Genomic DNA, 24,332 nt, shown 5'->3' on the forward strand with positions numbered 1-24,332 from the left:
TAAACACCAAGGGCGACATTATTGATCAAGATAGATTGATTGCGGCTTAAATAGAACTCACGTTATTTTAAATAAAAAAGTATCTATTATTATGATTAAATATATGAGTATAGCACCAAAAACCTGCAAAATATCTAAAGGCACAACTCTAAAAGAGTTGGCAAATTTCTTCAAACTGACAGAAGAACAGCTTAAGAGGTATCACAATACTTATTGTCCTTTGGATAATTTAATAGGTCATGATATTCCAAACCATGTTACTATTATTTATGTTCCACCAGAAGATAAAGAGCTGAGAGAAAAAATATTCAATCCCAGAGGAGGAAATTATGTAAACTATAAAAGTAAAAATACTTTAGATAACAGGGGCTCATTCAACAAAAGATACGGTATTATTCAGAAAACATTCATCAACGGTGAGGAAAAACTGAAAATTCATTATGAAATAGAAATTAAGAAGAATAATAATATAGTAGAAATAAAAAGAAAATCAGTTTATCTCAACCATCAACGTCCCGATTTGATTGTGGAACAAATGGCAGATAAAATTGGGAATATGATGTATCCGTTAGAATTAGAACTCAACGATGAAGGTACTATTAAAGAAATTAAAATCAGCAAGCAATTCTTGATCGTTGGTTAAGATTAAGACCAGAACTTGAAGATTATTACAAAGGAAAAGAAGCGGAGGAGATTTTTCAAAAAGTTGGCAAAAATATAAGAACTAGAAGCAAATTCTTAAACAGGATCAAAGATAGTTTATTTTATGTAATGTATTTTTTTTCCTTTGTACGAAGCCTTCAATGATGATAAAAAATATACTTTCCAAATATATCTTCCTTTAGAAAAAAATTCAGGAAAAGTACCTTTTGAGATTACCCTATCATTAAATGAAGAAATATCAAAAGCAAATAAAATTTTTATAAAAGCGGAAGGAAAAGGTATGTCTCCTATGCCTTATTCTATCCAAATTCCAGAAAATGAAAATCAACCTATAAATGAAGGGTATTTTGACATCATTTATAAACTCAACTCCAAAGACAATAGTATTTTTTCCATTTTTGGAGAAATGGGTTTTGAATCCCAAAAATTAAACAAAAAAATAACTTTTGAATGTTATGAGCAGTTATAATAACATCTAAAAACTAATAAAAACACAATATGAGCCAGAAACATTTAGTTTGTCAAGGAGCTTTATGCAAATGTAACTTCGGAACTACACCAGATAAGCTCAAAGTCTTGACCCAAAGCAAACGCTATATCAATGATAAAGATGGAAGCGAAAAGCTGATGGCAACACACAAAGACATTGGTAAAACCTTAGAGAAAAATACCTTTGGTAGTTGTGCAAAAATGAATAATAATCCCTGTCAAGTTGTGGTGACGGAATGGAGCGGATATTATGATAAGATTACTTTGGAAGACAACAAAGGGAAAGCATTGTTAGAAGATAGTAAAGCAACCTGTCCTATTGGAAGCAAAGACTGTATTACAATCATTAAGCACGGGCAAAATGCTGAAGTTTCCTCACAGAATATAAAGAATGCCAATAAAGAGGCTGTTGCGGAGTTGTGTCCGATTATGGATGTTAATAAATATATTCGTAAAACAGACAATATTGAAGTTTAATAAACTCTTTGACTTAAAATTATGGGACAGAAACTAACAGCATTTATTTTACATCCGGATAATGGGTTTAATGAGCAATATCGTGTTTTAACTTTAAATGAAGGAGAGGTCTTTACAGTTGGAATTAAGGAATATGAAGAAGCTAAAAAGGAATTCCAAAAGAAAATTGATGATATAAGAAATGAAAAAAATATTATTGATGCCAATTTGAAAACGGAAGAAAATAGATTATTTCAGCAAGCACAAGAGAGATACAGAGAAGGTGGAAAATGGATTGAACCAAAGAAAGTTAATGGTAAGATTGTTAGCCAAGCACAAGAAACCTATGATGCAAATATAGAAGATGCGAGAGCAAGAGTTGGTAAATTAAAAGATCAGAAAAATGCTCAAATAAAAGTTATTGAAAATGAACTATCCACCTTAGAATCAACATTTAGTTCTGTTGTTTGGGCATGGAATCTCGCATACAGCAGAAGCAGTAAACCTTCAGGAAAGAACGAACTTTTAGGAGTAGGAGAAAAAGAACAGACGCTTACACTAAGACGACATTTGCATGGAGGTGGTTTTGCTTGGATAGAACCATTTTTAGATGGAGATAAACCCACTGGGATATTAAAAACGGATTGTATGTTCACACAAGACTAAATGAACCTGATGCTAAAATTGCCGAATGGTACGGTTATGATGCATCAGGAAATCCAATGAAAATTGATAAACCGGTTGCACCTGGATCTAAAGTTCAATTGCACATTTACACTCAAGGTTTGTATGGTCAAAATATTCGGGTAGAACTAAAAGCAAACGGAAAAACTCTAAAAGCCAATAATTATGGAAATACACTCATTTTATATGTCAATAAGGATCCGAAAGCAAAAACAAAAAATTCTGAATTCAAATATGAAATTCAGGATTCTAACGATTTTTTTCTAACAGAAGTTGAAATTTATGATTATTCAGACCCCAATAGCATTCAACCTCCCAAAGGTTCTATAACAGGATATCTGATTGATGACTCTGATGATTTTTCCGATGGAAGTATCACAAGACTTGCTAATGTACAGAAGGCCGTGTTGGATTTATATATAGATCCCATATGGAGTTTTGATATTCCGGAGACGGAGGTCACTATTAAGCCAACTATCCACTTTATGGGTAAAATGAAAGAATTGGATGCGGAGTTACAAGTGAATAGACATAAAGATCCCGAAATCACCATTCCTGAAACTGGGAATATGCCAGTTTTTGTAGATAAAATAGAAACAGATTTCAAATCATTTCATCCATGTGGTTATAATACATTTGAGATAAGTGATGGTAATCGCACAGTTAATTTATTAGAAGACAAATCCATTCCTCCACTCAACCTTTTTGAGCTGGTAGCTGGGCCAAAAGAAAACACGCATGACATTACCATAGATTTGGATACAGATACATCAGAATGTTCGTTTGACGACGAAAAATATGTAATTACACTTGCAGAATATCCCGAAAAAAAGATAGAACAAGATGCCAAACCAGAAGAAGAAAGCAGTACTTCTTTTGATAGTAAGTTAAAAGTACAGGTTGGAGGAGATAAAAACAATATGAGCCATGAGCATCAATTGGGCTTTAGTGGGAAATTGGAGAAATATACTCCAGATGGAGATGATAAACAACTTAAGTTTAAAGCTCGATTTATATATGACTATACTCCTATTAAATTTGCAGGATTTTCTGTGCATCCCATTTTTAGATATTTTTGGTTAGGCAACGGTGTTCCTACTAATACCTATTTGGTGCAGACCCGTACTTGCCGATACCAACAGGATGTTGCTGTAAAAACCTATCCTGATGTAGCTTGGAGCCTGAAACTCTCCTATAAAAATACAGCAGTTGAAAAAGAATTATGGGGTAATCAGCGATATGTAGATACCAAAAAAGCTAAATTTAAACGCGAACCACAAAAATGGATAACCACAGGCGATAAAAGCATTGGAATTTCTTTAGGCGCGACTTGGGATAACGGTAATACATACGATGCTACGGCAGACATTACAGAACAAGTACAAAAACTATTGAATAGTTTGGGAGTTATAGGCAAATTTGTAAACTCTGTCTTTTTGGGTGAAGAAAATAATGGAGATAAAAATAATGAACATGCTACAGATGAAAACAAAGAAGCTTTAGAAAAAATAAAAAACCAACAACAAGGAAAAAATGCAACAGCTGATGCAGAAAAAAAGAGAGATAAAGAGCTGAATGAGCTTAAGAGAAATTTTAATGATGCAAAACAAAGGTATGAAACCGCCAAAACAGAAAGAGACAGAGAGAAAGCCAAATCGGATATGACATCTTTGCAACGTAAAATGGATAGTAGATCTGCAGATTTGGATCTGAAACTTACCCGATCCATTGCCTCTATTAGCATACAATGGCCACAGTTGGATGCACAGTTTGAGTGGAGTTTGGAAAATATAGACCAGCAAGGGCCGTATTACAACCAGACGGGGGTGGTTTTGCAAGGTGTTTTGGAGTTAACACCTCTGATAGGTCTTACCGCTACGCTGGACTTTCTGGCATTGGCACAACGGGCACATCCTGTGGCTCTAGCAGTAATAGCTGCGGCAGATATTACGAGGGCAATTATTGGGGATGGTAGCAAGATTACTTGCGACCTTTCCGCATCAGGTACTTTTGGTGGAAAAATACAGGGATTTTTAAACACCAAAACAAAAGAAAACAGCTTTAACAAATACGACCGCAATGCCAACGATAAACAATTGGCGGAACTGAAATGCGATTTGGAATTTAATTTAGAGATAGGTATTAGATTAAATATAAAAAAAAAAATATACTTGCTGAAGTAATTTTAACAGGTGAAGTTAATGCTAAAGCAACAGCCAAATGGACAGGGAGAGCACCATTAGATGCTGATGATTACGGTTGGTATATTGCTCCAGAATTAAATTTCGAAGGATTAGAAATAAGGGGAGAAGCAAATTTTACAGCTGATTTAAAAACAGGAAAAGGAACTCCTATGGGATCTGCAAGTAGTAATAATAATTTCAATTGGCAAGCCATTGATGCATGGGAAGAACCAAAGAAATTTGAGAAAATGTATTTCATAAAATCACAATAATAATGTATAAAATTTTAATTCTAATAATCAGTTTAATGAGTCTGCAAGGTTGTGGGCAAAACAATAAAGTCATGGATGAAAAAGTAACAGAAATTTTTGGTAACCTTTATAAAGATGTAAAAAATTATAATGAACGTATAAACTATCATGCTCAGATATCAATTGGTGGATGTAATTTCGAAGTATTAATTAATGATTTTCCGGTTCACCAATTTTTCGGTCCTATAAATGGCTCCTTAAACACCAATACCCCTATAAATATGGCGATTTTAGGAAATGGAGAACAAACTTGGAAAGTCAGAATATACCCTATACACGATCGTAAAGAAATTAATGATGGTGTAACTTTTACTCCTAGAGCAGCAATAGAAAAAGGAGCAAGAGCAAAAATTAGTATTAAGGGCTTACGCTTTAAAGAGAATGGTGATATCGAAAAAGAATTTGGAAAAGTACTTAATTTTGAAGCTCCATTAAATAAAGATGAAAAAACAGGGGAAAATATTTTTTCAGATGCAGGAAAACCATACATAGAATATAGTGGAACATTTCAGGCGGATGTACCTTATACTTTAAATGGATGGAAAAATAGTATTGACTTATCAAAGGAAAACAAAGCACAACTTAAAAATGAACTTCTCAAAGAATACGAAAAATATAAAGATTGGTTACAAAATCGTGAATTGGATAAAATTGCAAGTAGTAAACTCAATGGTAAAAAAGAAGATGCACAAGCTTTATTTTATAATAAAAAAATCAATCAAGAGTTTATATATGATTTCATTGATATGTGGGAAAAAAAGGGACTTAAAACACAATCATTAGAAAATATTGATATAAAATATTATGGGAATAATAAAGTAATAACCTTAACCAATAGATCATATAATGACTCACCACTATGGGCAACTTATATTGATGAAGAAAATGATAACAGTTATATTTTAATACCATTGTACTTTCACAGACCAAAACCAGATGCTCCATTAGAAGTCATAAGATAATGAAATTTTTATTAATATTTTTTGGTTTGTTTATTTCTCTGCAAAGCTGTGCACAAAAAGAAATAAAAATGGATAAAATCGCAAATTTATACAAGGACGTTAAGTACAGAAATCAAGCAATAAGCTATCAAGCTGAATACTTTATAGGGGGGTGTAATTTTGAATTGTTAATTAATGGATTTCCAATTGAAAGACACTTTAGTTCAGGTGATGGTTCTCTAAGCGCTAGTGCACCAATCAATTCGGAGATTTTAAAAAGTGGAGAACAAACTTGGGAAATCAGAGTGTACCCAGTTCATATTGATGGTATTCCACAACAAAGTATTTCAGATGGAGCAAGAGCCGAGTTAAAAATACAGGCTTTTAAATTTAAAGAAAACGGTGATATAGCAGAAACATTTGAACCAGTATTGAACTTTGAAGCTCCATTGAAGAAAAATGATAAAACTGGGAAAAATATTTTTGCCGATTCAGGAAAACCTTATGTAAGTTATAAAGGTACATTTACAGCCGAAGTCCCTTATTCATTACAAGGTTGGACAAACGGAGAAGAGTTTAATCCCGCAGATAGTGTTATACTTAAGAAAGAAGTACTAAATAAATTCAATGAAATTAGAAATTTGATTGTAAACAAAGAAGCTATTAAGTTTGAAGATATTGTTTTAAATAAGGAAAGAGAAGTGGCACAAGCACTATTTATGAAGGAAACTGACAGTAGAGATATTGCAAATTTCTATTCTAGTGCGTTTAATAATTCTTTGGAAGGCTTTTCTATGGTTCCTATAGATAATGAGGAAATCGTATATTATTGTGATAATAAAGTTCTTACATTATTGTTTACAGCAAAAAAATGTATTCGTTGTAAAGGAGAATCTGTATTGTCAGGAAGATTTAAAGATGGTGATAAATATAGAGTAAGGTCTTTTTACATATATCTATATCGTCCCAAAGGCAAAAAAGAATTAGAAGTCATTAGATAATATGAGGTTTTCAATATCAGTAATTTTTAGTTTATTGTTTTGTCTGCAAGGTTGTGGGCAAAACAATAAAGCTATGGATGACAAAGCAACAGAAATTTTGGGTAATCTTTATAAAGATGTTAAAAATAGAGATGAAGCAATCAGTTATCGTGCAATCTATTTTATAGGAGGCTGTAACTTTGAACTTTTGATAAATGATCTCCCAATTATGACCTATTTTGGATCTGGAGATGGCTCATTAAGCGAAAGTGCACCAATTAATACAGCCATTCTCAGATCAGGAGAACAATCGTGGAAAATTCGTGTTTATCCTGTACATGACAAAAAAGAAATGAATGGAAAAATTATCTCTGTTTCAAGACCACTAATTCAAGATGGAGCAAGAGTAGAACTAGCAATTGAGGGAGTTCTGTTTAAAGAAAATGGAGATATTGAAAAAAGGTTTGGAAAATTATTTGAGTTTGAGGCTCCATTAAAGAAAGATGAAAAAACAGGGAAAAATATTTTTGCGGATGCTGGTAAACCTTACATTGAATATAATGGAACATTTCAAGTTAATGTACCTTATCAACAAGAAGGATGGACAAATAGTGAAGACTTATCTATAATTGACAAATCAAATTCTTGAAGGACTGTTGCTAAAAAAATATAAAGAATATAGTACTTGGTTGCAAAACAGAAATTTAGAAAAAATAGCATTGTCTAATCTTAAATCTGAAAAAGAATATGCACAGGCACACTTTTTTAACGAAGAATTAAATCATGAGTTTTTAGAAGGATTTATAAATAGTTGGGAAAAAAAAGATTTAAATATATATCCAATTTAAAATTACACAATCAAATTTTATGGAAATGGTAAATTAGCCACGCTTCAAAGAACTGATCATGTTGGAGATACGGCACTTGCTGGTTGGTACATAGATGAGAATAATAGAAGAAAAATGAAAACTTTTACTTTATACTTTCACATTCCTAAAGGCAAAAAAGAATTAGAAGTCATAAGATAATATGAAAAGTATTTTGTTTTAGGTTTGTGTATGTCTCTTTCTTTTACTTCTTGTGCACAGGAAGTAAAAAGAAGACATTATGAAAGAAAGTGATTTTCAAATTGTGATTAAGGAGTGGATTAAGGTATATTATTGCAGGTTTACATTTTCTTTTATTCTACGTTCTATTTATGTGCTTATAATGTACTCTTATCGATGGTTCGATTATATTTTGGGATTTATCTCGTTAGGGATTTCTCTGCTAATAGTGGTTCAAACTTCATTATACTATCTCGTAAAGCGTAATAGGAAGCAAAAAAGAAATAGTAGCTAAATATTATTGTGTTTGAACTGAATTTATTGTATATGTAGAATATTAGACATTGGATTTATGAATTACAACTTTTAGCTTGAGGCATTTTGATGTGTCTTTGCTTATTCCGTTTCTTAATATATTTTTTTTAACTTAATATTTGATTATTTAAAACAAGCCGTTACCCTCATATTTTAAATTAATTTTTCCAAATCAAAAACATCTGCCAAATCGCTTCCTAACTGCGGTTTGGCTTTTTACTATTGCAAATGTAGGACAGCATCATTCACTCAAAAAAATCTTTTTGGGTTTCTACAAAAATTCTTTCCACGAGTTCCAATAATTTTTCCAGACACTCCTAAATTCTTCGGACAAAAAGATTTCTAGTTCGATTCAAAACTTGTAAGCAATTACGGAAATTGAATCGGGTTTTTGTGCGCCTGATACTGTCCTATAATCATCGGCAAAGAAAAAACCGGAACCTCAGTTATACGAATCAATTTAACAGCAGACGTTCTTTGACATCAACAAATACATAAATATAAATCATACTTTTTCAAAAAAGAAAAGAAAAAAGAAGCCGAGTGTCCTTGATACCAAATCATTTTACTCGAAAATTTCAACAACAATTAACTAAAAAATCAACAATTAAAATCAAGAAATTATGAACACAATCGTAGGCAGAATTACAAGAAATGCAGAAATCAATACCTTAAAAATCACAAGCAAGTTGTCAATTTTTCAATTATCATCAATGACAGCTACAAAACCAAACAGAGCGAGCGCAAAGAACAAAAAACTTATTACTTTTTCAGAAGAAATAGAAGGTGATTTATTATTTTGAAATTCAGAAATATGCAAGCACAATTCAATTTTCAAGTAAAAACAAAGTAACAATGATTGATTAGTTTTATACGTAGTCTTTGCTGAGTTCGGTCAGTACTCTTTAAAAAGGGTACATCCTCATAACTGTCTGCCCATTATCTTCTTCATCTTGTGCGTGTTGACGGGGAAATAACATTATCAAAAATTGTGTCCAAATTGGTCATCATGGTTTTATAAGCCAGAGATTCAATGTTATTACTTTTATTGGTGTTTTTTATTTTATACTTTACCTCAAAATAATAGTTTTTTAAGTCGATTCATTTTTAATAATGTCAGTAAAAAACACAATGCTTTTTTGAGAAAGTAAGATTCTGGCTCATCCGGTCAGATGCCTATAAATAAATGGTGTTTTGAGAAATTTTGGCTAAATTTGTAATATCAGTAGTTTGCAGACAAAAGGTGAACCCCTCGGAATGTCAAAATAGCGCAGAAAACCGCTCTAAATCGTACTCTTCAATTGAAAGCATATTCGTTTGTTTTGATTATTAAGTGTTTATGTATTAATACAATTTTTTATCTTAGTTTTTTCTACATCATCAAATTAAGTTTATGAAATTAAGCATAGAAAATAATTTAGCTAAGTCAGATCCTGTTCTTGAAAAGATTATTTCCCAAATACCCAGTATTATTATCAATTCCACAAATAATATTTTTCACGATGTAATAAGCTGTATTATAGAGCAGCAAATCCATTACCGAAGTACTAAAAAAGTCTTTGAAAAAGCTTTGGAGCGAGCAGGAATTGAATTTTTAACTATAGAAAATTTTCATTTAATTGAAAAACATTCTCTTTCAAAAATCAAACTCTCAATGGGTAAATATGAGACTATGATGGCTTTTATAGAATATTGGAATGCAAATACAAAAGACTTTAGTAAATTATCTGACGAAGAAATCAGAAAAGAGTTATCTGCTGTAAAAGGAATTGGCAGATGGACTATTGATATGATTTTGCTTTACACTCTGCAGAGACCAGATGTTTTTCCCTATGATGATTTCCATCTAAAAAATATCATGGTTTCACTTTACAATCTAGATCCTAAAATAAAACTTAAGTCACAAATGTTGTCAATAGCACAACAGTGGGGAAATCAAAAGTCATTAGCTGTATTATATCTACTTAGCTGGAAAAACTTACAAAAACAATACAATGCGACGAGCCAGAACAGAAATATCTAAAGAAAACCGTAAACAATTTATTTTAGATTGTGCAGAAGAGCTAATTCTTGCAGAGGGTTTATCAAGTTTAAGTTTAATGAAAGTATCTAAAAAAACCAAGCTTGCCGTTGGTACTATTTATCTTTATTTTAGTAGTAAAGAGGATATAATTGCAAATCTTACAATTAAATCCAGAGAAATTTTACTTGAAAAGTTTATACAATATACCAGCGAAAAAGAAAATGCCATTGAAAAAATAGCTGAACTTCTTAAGGCATTTTATTCTTTTTATAAAGAAAAGCCTTTCTATAATCAGCTGGTGTCCTTCTATGAAACCAATTCAGGTCTTGAGGAAACTGAAGAATTAAAAGCAGCAAGCTTCAATATAACAAAACTAGTGTCAGATATTATACGAGAAGGAAAAAAAGAAAATATCATTCACAAAGATTTAAACGAAATGGAATTTTCGTTCTGGCTATGGGCAACTACCATCGGTGTTATTCAGCTTTTAGAAATAAAAGGGAATATATTGACTGATACATTAAAACAATCTGAATCTGAATTTTATCAAAATCATATTAAAATGATAATCAGTTCTTTAAGTAAAAAATTAAAAATACAAAAATAAATGANNTCATTTATTTTTGTATTTTTGTTCTTATTAAAACTTAAAGAAATGAAAGAAACAAAAATTAGATTATTTCAAGAAGCTGAAAAATTAGGAATGTTTGTAGTTGGTCAAAAAAGACCAGACATTTTTAATGCCTTTTTGAATCTGGCTCATGAGGTTATGCATCCCGAAAGTGCTTTTAGTCCTTTAATTAGAGAGTTGCTGGGTTCCTATGTATCAAAGAAGTTCGGGTGTAGTTTTTGTCATTTAGGACATTTAGAAACAGCTTTTGCTATTGGTGGAGATAAAGTAAGAACGCTTGTAGACAATCCGTCAGAAGAATTAAAACCAATATATTCACTGGCTGATAAAATAGTTGATAATGCTGTAAAAGAACAAGATGTAGTAGATTTTCTTAATTTAGGCTATACTGAAAAACACTATGAAGATATTGTTTTTGTATGCGCTTTATTTGGATTTGCTAATCGAATGGTTACCGGCTTTGGAATTGAATACAATCCAAAACGAGATGAATCGTCTTCTCGCTATTTAGCAAGAGGATATAAAATGATAAATAATTAAACTGACTCTGGTAAATGCTTATATCTTACCATTAGAATAAACTAAACCCATCTAGACAAAGCCGTTTCGCTTATTAACAGTAATTTACATAATCCTTAATTGATAAGTGTAACGGCTTTGTATATTAGGATATAGAGTATTATAATGTTAGTTACTTTATTTCCTGCTTTATCATTCTGATCTATAGTCTCACTTTTATTGTATAAATGATATTAACTAATATATGATGCATATCATAATAATTTTATTAATATTTTAGTTTAACAATTTTGTCAAAACATTTGTTTGGTATAAATTTGCACAAATTTGTTTAACAAAAATGTCAAATCAAAATAAGAAAGATCAAACTCAGGAATTAATAAAAGATACTGCCAAGAATTTGTTTTTCGTACAGGGAAAGTTCAATGCAACGACACAGGAAATTGCAGATGAAGCAGGAGTAAACAGAACTTTGATTAATTACTATTTCAGATCAAGAGACAACCTCATTCAGATTATTTTTAACGAAGCACAACGTGTGGAAAAAGAAAAATCTGAAATCATTATGAATTCTGATCTGCCACTCAAGCAGAAAATCAGCGAGTTTATAGAAGGAAGTCTGTCAACAAGCCTGCAATATCCATATCTGGAAACTTATATTGTTTCTCAAATCAATAAAGGAACCTGTCATCAAAAAGATATTGAAGAGAGAGATCTGAAAAGGCTGTATGACGATATTGAAAAGGAAATGGATAAAGGCAATATCGAAAAAATGGCTCCCGTTCAGTTTCTGATCAATATGGTTTCGCTACTGGTTTTTCCAAGTGCAGTGAGACCTTTATTCATGGAAAATCTTATGCTTAGCGAAAGTGAATTTAATAAAATTATTTCTGAGCGAAAAGAAATTATCATCAATATGCTTTTTAAGAATTAATTTTTAAAGTAAATGAAACAGTATTCCGTCATTTAATAATAACATAGAAAAATAAACGAAGTATAAATTATGAACAGAAAACGTATAACTGCTAAAAAACTCAAAATAGGAGTTGCTGCAGCATTTATGTTGTTTACCTCTTCTTCTGCATTTGCCCAGCAGCAGGTTTCTTTACAGGAAGCCATCAAACAGGCTCTTCAGAATAAAGCGGAAGCCAAAAAGGCAGCTTTGCAGGTAAAAAAAGCAGAGTACAAGATCAATGAAGCAAAGGCAGGAGCCTTGCCTCAGATAAGTGCTAATGCGGGTTTAACGTATAATCCCATCATTCAGGAGTCTTTGCTTGAATTTGGAGGTCAGCGTTTACGAGCACAGTTGGGTCAGCCTTGGGTTTCTCAGGCAGTCGTGCAGGTTCAGCAGGCAATTTTTGACCAAAGAGTTTTCACCGGACTGAAAGCAGCAAAATCAACCAGAGAATTTTATATCCTCAATGCACAGCTTACCAACGAACAGCTTATAGAAAATGTTGCAACCGCTTACTATCAGGTTTTTGTACAGGAAGAAAATCTTAAAACCATTGAAGCCAGCTATGCTAATACCGAAAGAGTACGCAATATCATCAAAAGTCTGGTAGATAATGGTCTGGCTAAAGGAATTGATTTGGACAGAACCAATGTGCAGCTTACCAATATAGGTTCTAATAAGCAGCAATTGATCAATGCCGTTGAACTTTCAAAAAATGCGCTGAAGTTTTATATGGGAATCCCTATTGACACAGCAATTGAACTGGAAGAGAAAACGATAGAACCACAGCCTCAGCTTTTAGAAAATACGGTAAATCTGAATAACAGAACCGAGCTGAAAGTCCTTAGCAAAAATAGAGAACTTTTGGTATTCAATAAAAAGGCAACGGAAGCATATCTTTATCCAACTGTCGGACTGCAGGCAAATTACGGATGGGCAGGAATGGGTTCTAAATTTCCTTTAACCAATGGTTTCAACAACGGAGTTTTATGGAGCGATTATTCTGCAATCGGATTGAATATCAATATTCCAATTTTTACAGGAGGATCTACCAAATCTAAAATCCAACAGGCGGAAATTGATATTCAGGATCTTGATCAGGATATTCAGAACACGCAGCAAAGTCTTGATCTTGATTATAAAAATGCAGTTACCAATATTGAAAACTCTTTAATCAATATCGAAAGCATGAAGAGTAATGTAGCACTTGCCGAGAAAGTACAGAAAGATACACAGGCAAACTACCAATATGGCCTTGCTCCTCTTACAGAAGTTTTGGATGCTGAAAATGCGCTTACCCAGGCAAAACAGAACTACGCCAATGCACTTTTGGACTATAAGCAGGCAGAAATTAAATTAATAAAAGCTAAAGGAGAACTCAATACACTACAAAACCCATAATTAAACAATGAAAAAAACTTTAATATACATTATCGTAGCTGCTGTACTGATAGGTTTGGCAGCATGGAAAATTGCTGATAATAAAAAGAAACAGGAAACAGAAGTAAAAGAAGTAGCAAAGCAGGTTGATAAAATCAATGTAAATGTAGTTACTGTTTCCAGAGAAAATATCAATACAGATTACTCAGCCAACGGAACTTTTATTCCAAAGCAGGAAATGAATCAGTCAGCTGATATTTCCGGACGTATTGTAAGCGTGATGGTAAAAGAAGGAGCAAGAGTTGGTGCAGGTCAGGTATTGGCAACAATAAAAAGAGACGCTATTGAAGTAGATGTTACTCAGGCTCAAAATAACTTACAAAACGCGATTATTGACAATCAGCGTTACGAAAACGCTTTCAAAACAGGCGGTGTTACCAAACAGCAGCTTGATAACTCCAGATTACAGCTTAAAAATGCACAGGCTGCAGTAAGAGCACAAGGTGTGAGAGTAAATGATACAAGCATCAGAGCGGGTATCAGCGGAACAATCAACAAAAGAATGGTAGAGCCGGGAAGCGTAGTTGCTCCGGGAACTCCTTTATTTGAAATTGTGAATATCAATACTTTAAAACTTTCTGTTTTAGTGGATGAAAGCCAGATTGGAAGAATTTCATTAGGTCAGGATGTTGCCATTAATGTCAATGTTTTACCAGAAGAATCTTTCAGCGGAAGAATTACTTTCATTGCTCCGAAAAGTGATGCTTCTCTGAATTTCCCGGTTGAAATTGAAGTTCAGAACAGAGGAAATCTGAAAGCAGGGATGTACGCGACAGCAATATTCAAAACCAATAACGGAGCTGAAACCCAAAATATGCTTACCGTTCCTGCAGAAGCATTTGTAAACGGAGTAAGTTCAGGGCAGCTATTTGTTGTAAATAATGGAACTGCGAAACTCATTAAAGTTCAGACCGGAAAAGTGTATGGTGATAAAGTACAGATTTTAAGCGGACTTAACGGTGGTGAACAAGTGGTAACAAGTGGACAGATCAATCTGGACAACGGTTCAAAAATCAATATCGTAAAGTAAGAGAAGATGAAGTTAGCAGAAATATCCATTAAAAGACCATCCCTTGTCATCGTATTGTTTACGATTCTTACATTGGGAGGTTTATTAAGCTACTCCATGATGGGGTACGAGCTGATTCCAAAGTTTGAAACCAATATGGTAACCATTTCTACGGTATATCCGGGAGCTTCACCGAGCGAGGTAGAAACTTCGGTAACCAGAAAGATTGAAGATGCTGTTGGTTCTTTGGAAAACGTAAAAAAAGTTGAATCATCTTCCTATGAGAGTTTGTCGGTAATTATGGTTCAGCTGAATACCGGAGCCGATGTAAACTATGCTTTGAATGATGCTCAGAGAAAGGTAAATGCGATTCTGGCAGATCTTCCGGAAGATGCAGATCCGCCTTCTTTGCAGAAATTCTCATTAGATGATTTACCAATCATGACTTTGAGTATTACCAGTGGTAAACTAAATAATAAAGAGCTTTATGATCTTTTAGATAAAAAAATAGAGCCTATTTTCTCAAGAGTAAATGGTGTTGCTCAGGTTGACCTTATTGGCGGACAGGAGAGAGAAATTCAGGTAAATCTGGATGAAAAGAAAATGCAGGGGTACGGCATTGCTATTGGAGATGTGCAGCAGGCAATTTTATCATCCAATTTAGATTTCCCTACCGGAGCACTGAAAACAAGAACTTCAAGATCAACGATCAGACTTTCAGGAAAGTACCGTAACATTGAAGAGATGAATAATCTTGTAGTTTCCAATAAAAACGGAGCACAGGTTCGTTTGTCTGATATTGCTATGGTTTTTGATACTCAAAAAGATGTAGAAAAAGTAGCACGTTTTAACCAGAATCCTACGATTTTACTTCAGGTAAAAAAACAGTCTGATGCCAATGCGGTTTCTGTTTCGGAAGCTATTCAAAAAACAATTGCTCAGGTTCAGGAAGATTACAAAAATCAGTCACTTAAAGTGAATATCGTTGATGACAGTACCAATTTCACGTTAGATGCAGCAGATCACGTAATATTTGATTTATTTCTTGCTATTATTCTGGTAGCGGTTGTAATGCTTTTATTCCTTCACAATATCAGAAACGCATTTATTGTAATGGTTTCTATTCCGGTATCATTGATTGCAACGGTTATTGGAATGTATTTGATGGGATATACTCTTAACTTAATGAGTTTACTTGGTCTTTCGCTTGTGGTGGGTATTCTTGTGGATGATGCCATTGTGGTATTGGAAAATGTTTACCGTCACATGGAAATGGGAAAAAGCAGAATCCGTGCAGCGTATGACGGAGCTTCAGAAATTGGCTTTACGGTAACGGCAATTACTTTGGTAATCGTGGTAGTATTTTTACCGATTGCAATGAGTTCAGGATTAGTTTCTGATATTCTTGCGCAGTTCTGCGTAACGGTGGTAATTGCAACAATGTTCTCATTATTGGCATCATTTACCATTATTCCTTGGCTATCTTCAAGATTTGGTAAATTAGTTCATTTGACAGGTAAGAATCCTTTCGAGAAATTCATTCTTTGGTTTGAAAAGCAATTAGAAAAGTTTACACAGTGGATCAGCGGAATTCTGGAATGGTGTCTTAAAACAACTTTAAGAAGAGTAATGACTGTGATCGTGACTTTCATTATTTTGATTTCTTCATTTATGCTGGTAGCGTTCGGATTTATTGGAGGTGAATTTTTCCCTAAAATGGACAGAGGACAGTTTCTTGTTCAGATGGAATTGCCAAAAGATGCTTCTGTAGAAAAAACCAATCAGGTAACTTTGGAAGTTGAAAAGTATCTCCGAAATGATAAAGATGTAGTAGATATGATTACCACAGTAGGTCAGCAGTCTTCCGGATTTGGTGGAGTTCAGGCTACTTTATATCAGTCAGAGATTCAGGTTATCTTAGTGGATAAATCAGAACGTAACGAAAGTACCGATATTAAATCTGCCAAAATCAAGAGAGCTTTAGAAGAAAAATTTACCGGAGTTGAGTTCAAAACAGCGCCAATCGGTTTAATGGGGGCAGACAATGCACCAATTGAGTTGGTGGTAACTGCTCAGGATAACGAAACAGCGAATAAAGAAGCCAACAGAATTTTGGAATTGCTTAAAAAGGTACCGGGATCTGTTGATGCAGAATTATCTACCGATTCCGGAAATCCTGAAGTTCAGGTAAATATCGACAGAGATAAAATGTCTTCTTTAGGATTAAATCTTGCAAGTGTAGGACAGACTATGCAGACGGCATTCAGCGGAAATACAGATGGAAAATTCAGAGCTGGTGAATATGAATATGATATTAACATCCGTTTTGGTGATGCCAACAGACAATCTATTGAGGATGTAAGAAATTTAATTTTCACCAATCCTCAGGGAGAGCAGGTAAGACTAAGTCAGTTTGCTGAAGTGAAAATGGGATCTGGACCAAGTTTGCTTGAACGTAGAGATAAATCACCTTCTGTAAAAGTAAAATCTAAAGTAGTGGGTCGTCCTGTAGGAGATGTAGCAAATGAATGGGCAGCTCAGTTTATGGATAACGAAAAAACAAAACCTGCCGGTGTAAGTTATATTTGGAGTGGAGATATGGAGAACCAGACAGAAGGTTTCGGTACCTTGGGAATCGCTTTATTGGCAGCTATTGTATTGGTATATCTGGTAATGGTATCGCTGTATGATTCATTTGTGTATCCTTTTGTGGTATTATTTTCTATTCCTCTGGCATTAATTGGAGTAATGGTAATTCTTGCTATCACAGGAAATTCTTTGAATATCTTCACCATGCTCGGAATGATTATGTTGATCGGTTTAGTAGCGAAAAATGCAATTATGATTGTCGACTTTGCCAATATGAGAAAAGCGGCAGGGGCAAATACACATGATGCATTGATTCAGGCAAACCACGCCCGTCTTCGTCCGATTTTGATGACAACAATTGCGATGATTTTCGGGATGATTCCGATTGCTATTGCAAAAGGAGCGGGAGCTGAAATGAATAATGGTTTGGCATGGGTAGTAATCGGTGGTTTAACATCATCTTTATTCCTTACATTGATTATTGTACCGGTAGTTTATTCATTGTTTGACTCTATTTTAAGAAGAATGGGTAAACATGAAAAAGTAGACTACGATGCGGAAATGAAGGCAGATTATGAACACAGAGAACTGAGTGAGGATGGTTTTACTCCTAAACACGTAGATTAAATTTATAATAGCCATTAATTAACCTTAAAACCGTATCAGAAATGATGCGGTTTTTGTATTTATATATAAGAAAAGTGATCATAAAAATTATACATTTATTAAAGAGAATAATTTCAGCAGAATTCCGTAGAAAAGTTCAATCATTTTATTGGTATTCGTACCAATCAATAAAAAAAGCTTCCAGAATCCTCTGAAAGCCTTAATTTGTTTCTTGAAAAAAAAATTAATCTGCCATTACTTCGCCTGATTTTCTGTACAGAAAATTTCCGTAGATATGTCTTCTTGCAAAACGGCTTGGAGAATCAGAATTAACCATTTTAATATACGTATTTCTGGGTACTCCGATGTATTCAAACATTTTCCCGTTCAAATGCTGTACTTTCAGAATTGATTTTTCCAGATAAAAATCTGTAATGATTGATTTTGTAATGGTTTCTGTATATTCCTCTTTGTACTTTTCCTGAGTTTCTTCGTTAATGCTTACCAGAAAATGGTAGGCTTCAATCACAGATTTGCTTTTCTCCTCTGCTTCAATTTTTCCTGCCTCATTATTGATAAATTTATCAGGATGAGTATCCTTCATTACATTTCTGTAAATATTTTTAAGTTCCTTCAGTGTAACATTTTTATCAACTTCTAGAAGCTTTCTGTATTCGCCTAATTTTTTCATATGGTTGAATCCTTATTTCGGAATGCAAAATTAAGCTTTTTTAATTGATAAACTGTAAGTTATATATTTTATTAATAATGTGTTTCTACAGTCTTAAATATTGTAATGTATAATTAACGTAAATTTAATATTACGGGAATAATTTTTTATAAATGATACTTTTTTCAGAAAAAAAACCAATATACCACAATTTTGAATTAAATTTGCAAACCACCTTAAAGTTCTAGTATTCTTAAAAGAGATTGTCCGTTTTCTAAACGGTCTCATCATATATCACCATTTCACAAGCTTTATTTGCACGACATAAAAATGAAATGTGATGATAAAATTTAAGCTGTTATTTTTACTGATACTTTTTTTTGCTAAAGTAAATTCGCAGAATTCTTGTGTGATATTGGATTCTTTGATGATGAAAGAGCCTGATAAAATGCTGGCTGATAATATTTCCAGACAAAAAATCATTAACTGGAATCTATTGATGATGAAAAAGGCTCAAAAAGAAAATTGCAAAAAGGCAATAATTTGGGGAAATATTAATCTGGGAGTACAATATTACAATCTGGCAAAACCGGATATAAGTCTTACATATCTTAATAAGGCTAAAACGCTTGCAGATGAAATATCTGCTGATAATGAGACTTATAGCAGGATTTTTCAGGAGTTTTCACAAACTTATTATACATTGGGAATGTACGATGTTAGTTTAAAATACAATTCCAAAGCAATGTATTACGGAAGAAAAATTATAAATATTAAATATAAAAACTGGTTTTTAAGTTTTGTTTACAATTCTCGTGCAAGTAATCTGATACAATCAAAAAAAGATTCTGCTCTGTTTTATCTACATAAGGCATCAGCTGCTTTAAAAAATCCCGTAACATATTCAGCTTTAGCAGGATATTATATTAATAACAATATTCATACAGATTCTGCCAGGTTTTATTTGAATAATGCTGAAAAACTTTTTAAAGAAAAAAAAGTTAATCCTTACAATTTATCTGTATTGTATTATCGTTATGCCTGTTTATATGCAAATGAAAAAAACAACGAAAAATCTCTCGAATATCTGGAAAAATCTCTCGATTTAGCATCCAACGGTAAGAACAGACAGCATCTTTTAAACGTATATAACCTGCTTGGAGAGATGTACAGAAAAACTGGCGATATTGATAAAGAGAAAAAAATACTGGAGGAGTACAAAAAATTTAATGATTCTTATAAAGATGCCCAGGCAAAAAGTGTTGATATAACAATACAGAATTTAGAAAAAGAATTGTCAGAGAAACAAGATAAACAAACTAAAAAAATAATTATTATTTCTTCAGTTTTATTATTAATCTTGTCATTATTACTTCTTTATTATAGTAAAAACAAAAGAAGATCTGTTAAATTGGAAAATACTATTGATGAAGTCTTTACAGTTGCTGAAAAAAAAGAAGAAGTACTGCCTTCTGTTACCTTGGATGAACTGTATGAATCTGCAAAATCAAGAGATCCTAACTTTTATAATAAATTTCAAATCTTTTATCCCGAATTTTTCAAAAAACTTACAGAGTTCAATTCTGATTTACAAAAAAATGAACTTCATATTCTGGCTTATATTTATTTAAATTTTGAAACAAAACAGATCGCTGATATTCTTCATTTGTCTACAAAAACTATTCAGAATAAAAAATATAATATCAGAAAAAAGCTCAATATGCAGACTAATGAAGATATGTATATATGGTTAAAGGTCTTTTATCAATAAAATTACAGAGTTTTTTGATTACGTAACTGTCTAACTTTCAGTATTTTATTTTGTAGGGTAGATTAGGGGTAGGCGTTTTTTTTGTTTTCATATTCTGCTTTTATTTCTTTGCATCAGATATACACAGATGCACAGTTGGAAAAAAAATATTACGGCAACAAAACATTACACTGTTTTTACAACAGTTGTAGTGTTTTTTGTTTTTTTGTTTCCTGTTTCATTATTTTCACAAAAGGCTAATCCCGACTCACTTACTCAAAATAAAGAATTAAAACCGGCTGCAAAAGAAAAACTTACTTCCGATAGAAATGCCATAGTAAAATCTCAGGATTCTAATCCTGTCTTGTATGTAAAGGAAGGGGTTACAGTGTATAATTTTGATAATATCAATAATATACGTATTGTAGAAATTCGGGAAAATTCTGAAAAACCTGTAAGAGTTGCTAAGATTTCGGTTCATAAAAAACAGAAAAAGAAAGAACATATTAGAATAGCCGTAAAAAAGGCTACTGTACCGAATAAGTTTACTTATAAATCATTTCCCAATCATTCTCGTTTTACTGTAGAAAGTTTAGTAAAAAACGTTGCTGTAATCATCAGTAATAGCTCCAATCATAAGAATGTTTCTGGTCTTGCTAATATATATACTCCTTTTATTGCTTTTTATGCAATTCCAGAAAGTAATTTTGGGGAGAATTCTTTTTTATATTACAATATAGTCTCACAAAATAATTTTGCGAGACCTCCTCCTGTGAAGATTTCATAAAAACGATCATTTTTTAATTATTCAACATACTAATATGTTGATGAGTTATTTATTGTTTAAAAATTAAAAATAATTAAATGAAATCTCAGATCTTTATCTTATTATCACTTGCTGTATCTTCATATGCATATTCTCAAACAGGAAGAGTAGGTATCAATACCGAAAATCCGCAAAATACCTTTCATATAGATGGGGGAAAAGATAATCCTCTAACCGGAACACCATCGGATGCTCAGCAAGCAAACGATATAATTATTACCAACGATGGCAAAATTGGAATCGGAATGACAGTTCCAAAAAATTTGCTGAATATCAGCAAAAAAGGAAATGCAACAGGGATAGTAACTCCTTTTGTAGATGGAATTACCATTACAGCTGATACAAATAGCCCTGGTTGGTCTGGTCCCGGTTTATATTTAGAGGGCGCAAATGTTACAGCAGGACAAAAGCTTTTTAAATTAAATTATACCAGAAATACAGCCGGAAACTCTTTCTTAAACTTTCAGGCAGTAGCAGATGATGCTTCTAACAGTACTAGACAAATTATGTCTGTATACCATAATGGCAATGTCGGGATTGGTGGCAATCCTAATACTACGCCTGCAGCAGAGAGACTTGATGTGGTTGAAGGTAATGTAAGAGTAAGAACCATAAATACTAATGTAGGTGCAACTACCGACAAAGCAGTAGTAGCAGATGCTACCGGAGTTTTAAAAACAGTAAGCCTACCGGCAGGAGCACTTATAGGTGATATAAAGCCAGGTTTTCAAACCGGAGATCATTCTGGCTGGGTAAGATTAGACGGCAGATTAAAAAGCAGTTTATCTGCATCTCAGCAAACGGCAGCAACTTCTTTAGGTTTCGGAACAAATTTACCCAATGCAACAAATTCTTATTTATCCCAAAACGGCACAACACTCGGAAGTATCAGCAGTGTCAACACCAAAGTGATTAATCAAAATAATCTTCCCAATGTAACTTTGGGTGGGAACACCAATACTGTACAGCCTGCTATAAGATATGATATTAAAAATGGTTCGGGAGCTAATCAGGCACAAATTGCTAATGGTCCATCAGTTACTTTTCTGGCTGCTGACGGCACCAATGGTATAGGGGTTTATAATGACGATGTGGTTAATAATAATATTTTATCTCAAAATTCTCATAACCACACGATCACTACTGAAAGTATAAATGGGGGAGTAACACAGCAGGCACTTAATATTCAGCCACAGACAATGAGCGTTAATATGTTTGTTTATCTAGGACAATAATTTAATGAAAAAATACTTACACTATCCCTGTCAACCACAGGGATAGTATGATAACACAAAATTTATAACACAAAATGAAAAAAACAATTTTATCACTATCAATAGTGATATCAGGAATTCTTTCTTCTCAGGTAGGAATCAACGAAAACAATCCATCTGCAACATTAGACATCAAATCCAAAGGAAACACCAGCGCAACAAAAGCTTTGGAAATCAATAATTCTGATGCCAAAGAACTGGTCACCGTATTAGACAATGGCAATGTAGGAATAAATGTTCCGACACCAACAGCAAAACTGCATACCGATGGAGGAGTACGATATGAAAATCTACCACAGATAAGTACAGGTATTACTCCTATTGCAATAGATGCCAATGGCTATGTAGGCACTTATGTGCCATCGGTACTTTATTCTTATCTTACTATTGACAACACTCAAGCTGTAGATAGTTTTCCTTTGGCCAGTAATACTTCATTTACTCTACTACCTTTTCTCACTTCAGGAATCCAAAATAATCCTTTGGGTGTTTCCATAGGTACAGACACAAATTCTATGCTTACCAGAACCAATGGAACTAATATTATGGGAGTAAATGCACGTTATATTACGATTCCAATTCCGGGTGTTTATAAAATTAATTTAAATTATTATACCTCTTGTTCAGGAAATAGGACAGGAAATAGTGGCGGTGTAAATCTCTTAGGAATAGGAACAGGTATCTACAAAGCGAATTCAGGAAGCACTAACTATTCAGAACTTACTACCATTCGATATAATGCTTTGCCAAGAAGAACAGATGCAGGAGCTTTGGCGACAGGATATTATAATTATCCATTTGCTCACAATATTTTTTCTATTGTAGAAACTACTACAGCCAATGAAAAAGTGGCGTTTTTTGTGAATTGGGGAACTGGTGATCAGTATAGTGGTGGCTCCTGTACATTTCCTGCACCTGCTGGTTTGGATAAGAGGGTAACATTAATTATTTCAAAACTGTAGAAGATGAGAAATGTTAATATTATAGCCTGTTTTTTTCTATTTGGATTTACATTTGCACAAAATGATAAAGTAGGAATTGGTACAGAGACTCCGTCTGCAATGTTGGATATTGTTACAAAAGGAAATAATGATGCTGCGAAAGCTTTAGAGATTAATAATTCTTCTAATACAGAGCTTTTAAAAGTAACGAATGACGGGAAAGTAGGAATTAATATAGGTACAAATATTCCTGATGCACTCCTTCACATTAATTCCCAAGGAATAAAAAATATCAGACACCAGAATTTACCTGTACTTAACGAAACAGATTATACACCTCCTTTTAACAATTTAGGTGTATCTTCTAACGGTAACGCCGTAGGAATTCCTACCACAGTAAAATATCTCTATTACCAAAATGGAAGTGCATTTCCTGCAACCTATAACAATACTAATAATACAGGTGGATTTTCATTGTCAAATACAAATCAATACATTAATTTACCCATACGAAATGATGCTGGTCTAAAAGGTGATACTATCGGAATGACCTTTGGTACAGATACAAACGCTACCATCAATGGTCAGTCGGTAAGCAACGTGCAGTATATTACGATTCCGGAGCCGGGTGTTTATTTGTTTGAATTTTATGGTACAGCAAGATGTAACAGATTTAATGATACCCAAAACTACACATTCAACGGACAAATTGAAGTCAATACCATTTTTGCTTCTGCAAGCGGAACGATTTATACTACAGACACTATTTTTAGAGGCAGACTAGATGGGATGAGGAATGATAGTGGCAGTACTTTTAACACATCATACAGTTTAGCAAATCCTCAAACTCTTACTGTAGCCTACCAGACAACACAGGCAAATCAAAAAGTAGCGTTGTTTTTTAATTATGCAGGTGGTGATAATGACTTCAGTAAAGACGAGTGTCTATTCAATATTCCTGCAGGTTCAAACTTCAGTTATTATTTTATTATAACAAGATTATAAATTTCAAAACAACATATTCTAGTTAA

General features: G+C 33.2%; 23 protein-coding genes. 22 read left to right on the forward strand and 1 reads right to left on the reverse strand.

Translation table 11 applies throughout. From position 1 onward, the window contains the following. Positions 1–103 precede the first annotated feature (103 nt). From AC0NBN_RS02605 to AC0NBN_RS02685, 17 genes are all read left to right on the forward strand, one after another. Complete coding sequence (locus AC0NBN_RS02605; protein WP_160813014.1) at positions 104–643, forward strand: hypothetical protein; 540 nt, start codon at positions 104–106, stop codon at positions 641–643. Between the two features lie 144 nt (positions 644–787). Continuing rightward, positions 788–1,132 (forward strand): hypothetical protein, encoded by a 345-nt coding sequence (locus AC0NBN_RS02610; RefSeq protein ID WP_160813013.1) that lies wholly within the window; start codon positions 788–790, stop codon positions 1,130–1,132. Between the two features lie 29 nt (positions 1,133–1,161). Further along, entirely contained in the window at positions 1,162–1,629 is a 468-nt protein-coding gene (locus AC0NBN_RS02615; RefSeq protein ID WP_160813012.1) for a DUF4280 domain-containing protein, read from the forward strand. Between the two features lie 21 nt (positions 1,630–1,650). Continuing rightward, positions 1,651–2,274: a hypothetical protein gene (locus tag AC0NBN_RS02620; RefSeq protein ID WP_474466915.1), complete on the forward strand. Its 624-nt coding sequence runs from the start codon at positions 1,651–1,653 to the stop codon at positions 2,272–2,274. Further along, the gene (locus AC0NBN_RS02625) at positions 2,253–4,475 is read left to right on the forward strand and encodes a hypothetical protein (RefSeq protein WP_474466917.1); all 2,223 of its coding nucleotides are present in this window, start codon (positions 2,253–2,255) and stop codon (positions 4,473–4,475) included. The genes AC0NBN_RS02620 and AC0NBN_RS02625 overlap by 22 nt, the downstream gene beginning before the upstream one ends. 343 nt (positions 4,476–4,818) lie before the next feature. Beyond that, a complete protein-coding gene (locus AC0NBN_RS02630) occupies positions 4,819–5,748 on the forward strand; it encodes a hypothetical protein (RefSeq protein ID WP_160813016.1) in 930 nt (309 codons plus the stop codon). Beyond that, positions 5,748–6,728: a hypothetical protein gene (locus AC0NBN_RS02635; RefSeq protein WP_474466918.1), complete on the forward strand. Its 981-nt coding sequence runs from the start codon at positions 5,748–5,750 to the stop codon at positions 6,726–6,728. Before AC0NBN_RS02630 ends, AC0NBN_RS02635 begins: the two co-directional genes overlap by 1 nt. A gap of 73 nt (positions 6,729–6,801) precedes the next feature. Beyond that, the gene (locus AC0NBN_RS02640; RefSeq protein ID WP_474466920.1) at positions 6,802–7,356 is read left to right on the forward strand and encodes a hypothetical protein; all 555 of its coding nucleotides are present in this window, start codon (positions 6,802–6,804) and stop codon (positions 7,354–7,356) included. After that, positions 7,337–7,555, forward strand: a complete 219-nt coding sequence (locus AC0NBN_RS02645) for a hypothetical protein (RefSeq protein WP_474466921.1) — start codon at positions 7,337–7,339, stop codon at positions 7,553–7,555. The genes AC0NBN_RS02640 and AC0NBN_RS02645 overlap by 20 nt, the downstream gene beginning before the upstream one ends. Before the next feature lie 1,136 nt (positions 7,556–8,691). Continuing rightward, positions 8,692–8,871 carry a hypothetical protein gene (locus AC0NBN_RS02650; protein ID WP_474466923.1) on the forward strand — a complete coding sequence of 60 codons (180 nt, stop codon included), beginning with the start codon at positions 8,692–8,694 and terminating at the stop codon, positions 8,869–8,871. 590 nt (positions 8,872–9,461) lie between these two features. Next, complete coding sequence (locus AC0NBN_RS02655) at positions 9,462–10,091, forward strand: DNA glycosylase family protein (RefSeq protein ID WP_160813011.1); 630 nt, start codon at positions 9,462–9,464, stop codon at positions 10,089–10,091. Further along, positions 10,063–10,698 carry a TetR/AcrR family transcriptional regulator gene (locus tag AC0NBN_RS02660; RefSeq protein WP_160813010.1) on the forward strand — a complete coding sequence of 212 codons (636 nt, stop codon included), beginning with the start codon at positions 10,063–10,065 and terminating at the stop codon, positions 10,696–10,698. The genes AC0NBN_RS02655 and AC0NBN_RS02660 overlap by 29 nt, the downstream gene beginning before the upstream one ends. 48 nt (positions 10,699–10,746) lie before the next feature. Beyond that, a complete protein-coding gene (locus AC0NBN_RS02665; protein ID WP_160811510.1) occupies positions 10,747–11,262 on the forward strand; it encodes a carboxymuconolactone decarboxylase family protein in 516 nt (171 codons plus the stop codon). A 319-nt stretch (positions 11,263–11,581) separates the two neighbouring features. Then, a complete protein-coding gene (locus AC0NBN_RS02670; RefSeq protein WP_160811511.1) occupies positions 11,582–12,175 on the forward strand; it encodes a TetR/AcrR family transcriptional regulator in 594 nt (197 codons plus the stop codon). Positions 12,176–12,244: 69 nt separating this feature from the next. Further along, positions 12,245–13,597, forward strand: a complete 1,353-nt coding sequence (locus tag AC0NBN_RS02675) for a TolC family protein (RefSeq protein WP_160811512.1) — start codon at positions 12,245–12,247, stop codon at positions 13,595–13,597. 7 nt (positions 13,598–13,604) lie between these two features. Continuing rightward, complete coding sequence (locus AC0NBN_RS02680; protein ID WP_143883600.1) at positions 13,605–14,666, forward strand: efflux RND transporter periplasmic adaptor subunit; 1,062 nt, start codon at positions 13,605–13,607, stop codon at positions 14,664–14,666. A 6-nt stretch (positions 14,667–14,672) separates the two neighbouring features. Beyond that, positions 14,673–17,861, forward strand: a complete 3,189-nt coding sequence (locus AC0NBN_RS02685; protein WP_143883601.1) for an efflux RND transporter permease subunit — start codon at positions 14,673–14,675, stop codon at positions 17,859–17,861. Between the two features lie 223 nt (positions 17,862–18,084). On the opposite strand, the gene AC0NBN_RS02690 is transcribed toward AC0NBN_RS02685, so the two are convergent. After that, entirely contained in the window at positions 18,085–18,531 is a 447-nt protein-coding gene (locus AC0NBN_RS02690) for a KTSC domain-containing protein (RefSeq protein WP_143883602.1), read from the reverse strand. A gap of 319 nt (positions 18,532–18,850) precedes the next feature. Here AC0NBN_RS02690 and AC0NBN_RS02695 point away from each other — a divergent pair, with 319 nt between their 5' ends. From AC0NBN_RS02695 to AC0NBN_RS02715, 5 genes are all read left to right on the forward strand, one after another. Continuing rightward, positions 18,851–20,281 (forward strand): tetratricopeptide repeat protein, encoded by a 1,431-nt coding sequence (locus tag AC0NBN_RS02695; RefSeq protein ID WP_160811513.1) that lies wholly within the window; start codon positions 18,851–18,853, stop codon positions 20,279–20,281. Positions 20,282–20,408: 127 nt separating this feature from the next. Further along, positions 20,409–21,047, forward strand: a complete 639-nt coding sequence (locus tag AC0NBN_RS02700) for a hypothetical protein (RefSeq protein WP_160811514.1) — start codon at positions 20,409–20,411, stop codon at positions 21,045–21,047. A gap of 77 nt (positions 21,048–21,124) precedes the next feature. Continuing rightward, complete coding sequence (locus AC0NBN_RS02705) at positions 21,125–22,321, forward strand: hypothetical protein (protein ID WP_160811515.1); 1,197 nt, start codon at positions 21,125–21,127, stop codon at positions 22,319–22,321. Between the two features lie 74 nt (positions 22,322–22,395). After that, positions 22,396–23,322 (forward strand): hypothetical protein, encoded by a 927-nt coding sequence (locus AC0NBN_RS02710; protein ID WP_160811516.1) that lies wholly within the window; start codon positions 22,396–22,398, stop codon positions 23,320–23,322. Between the two features lie 3 nt (positions 23,323–23,325). Beyond that, entirely contained in the window at positions 23,326–24,306 is a 981-nt protein-coding gene (locus tag AC0NBN_RS02715) for a hypothetical protein (RefSeq protein ID WP_160811517.1), read from the forward strand. Positions 24,307–24,332: the final 26 nt, after the last annotated feature.

Source organism: Chryseobacterium sp. L12, from assembly GCF_056133985.1.

Excerpts from the sequence above, each read along its gene's own strand:
- AC0NBN_RS02605 (WP_160813014.1), top strand. The coding sequence starts at position 104 with ATGAGTATAGCACCAAAAACCTGCAAAATATCTAAAGGCACAACTCTA.
- AC0NBN_RS02615 (WP_160813012.1), top strand. The coding sequence starts at position 1,162 with ATGAGCCAGAAACATTTAGTTTGTCAAGGAGCTTTATGCAAATGTAAC.
- AC0NBN_RS02620 (WP_474466915.1), top strand. The coding sequence starts at position 1,651 with ATGGGACAGAAACTAACAGCATTTATTTTACATCCGGATAATGGGTTT.
- AC0NBN_RS02630 (WP_160813016.1), top strand. The coding sequence starts at position 4,819 with ATGGATGAAAAAGTAACAGAAATTTTTGGTAACCTTTATAAAGATGTA.
- AC0NBN_RS02635 (WP_474466918.1), top strand. The coding sequence starts at position 5,748 with ATGAAATTTTTATTAATATTTTTTGGTTTGTTTATTTCTCTGCAAAGC.
- AC0NBN_RS02640 (WP_474466920.1), top strand. The coding sequence starts at position 6,802 with ATGGATGACAAAGCAACAGAAATTTTGGGTAATCTTTATAAAGATGTT.
- AC0NBN_RS02650 (WP_474466923.1), top strand. The coding sequence starts at position 8,692 with ATGAACACAATCGTAGGCAGAATTACAAGAAATGCAGAAATCAATACC.
- AC0NBN_RS02655 (WP_160813011.1), top strand. The coding sequence starts at position 9,462 with ATGAAATTAAGCATAGAAAATAATTTAGCTAAGTCAGATCCTGTTCTT.
- AC0NBN_RS02660 (WP_160813010.1), top strand. The coding sequence starts at position 10,063 with ATGCGACGAGCCAGAACAGAAATATCTAAAGAAAACCGTAAACAATTT.
- AC0NBN_RS02665 (WP_160811510.1), top strand. The coding sequence starts at position 10,747 with ATGAAAGAAACAAAAATTAGATTATTTCAAGAAGCTGAAAAATTAGGA.
- AC0NBN_RS02670 (WP_160811511.1), top strand. The coding sequence starts at position 11,582 with ATGTCAAATCAAAATAAGAAAGATCAAACTCAGGAATTAATAAAAGAT.
- AC0NBN_RS02675 (WP_160811512.1), top strand. The coding sequence starts at position 12,245 with ATGAACAGAAAACGTATAACTGCTAAAAAACTCAAAATAGGAGTTGCT.
- AC0NBN_RS02680 (WP_143883600.1), top strand. The coding sequence starts at position 13,605 with ATGAAAAAAACTTTAATATACATTATCGTAGCTGCTGTACTGATAGGT.
- AC0NBN_RS02685 (WP_143883601.1), top strand. The coding sequence starts at position 14,673 with ATGAAGTTAGCAGAAATATCCATTAAAAGACCATCCCTTGTCATCGTA.
- AC0NBN_RS02690 (WP_143883602.1), bottom strand. The coding sequence starts at position 18,531 with ATGAAAAAATTAGGCGAATACAGAAAGCTTCTAGAAGTTGATAAAAAT.
- AC0NBN_RS02695 (WP_160811513.1), top strand. The coding sequence starts at position 18,851 with ATGATAAAATTTAAGCTGTTATTTTTACTGATACTTTTTTTTGCTAAA.
- AC0NBN_RS02700 (WP_160811514.1), top strand. The coding sequence starts at position 20,409 with ATGCACAGTTGGAAAAAAAATATTACGGCAACAAAACATTACACTGTT.
- AC0NBN_RS02705 (WP_160811515.1), top strand. The coding sequence starts at position 21,125 with ATGAAATCTCAGATCTTTATCTTATTATCACTTGCTGTATCTTCATAT.
- AC0NBN_RS02710 (WP_160811516.1), top strand. The coding sequence starts at position 22,396 with ATGAAAAAAACAATTTTATCACTATCAATAGTGATATCAGGAATTCTT.
- AC0NBN_RS02715 (WP_160811517.1), top strand. The coding sequence starts at position 23,326 with ATGAGAAATGTTAATATTATAGCCTGTTTTTTTCTATTTGGATTTACA.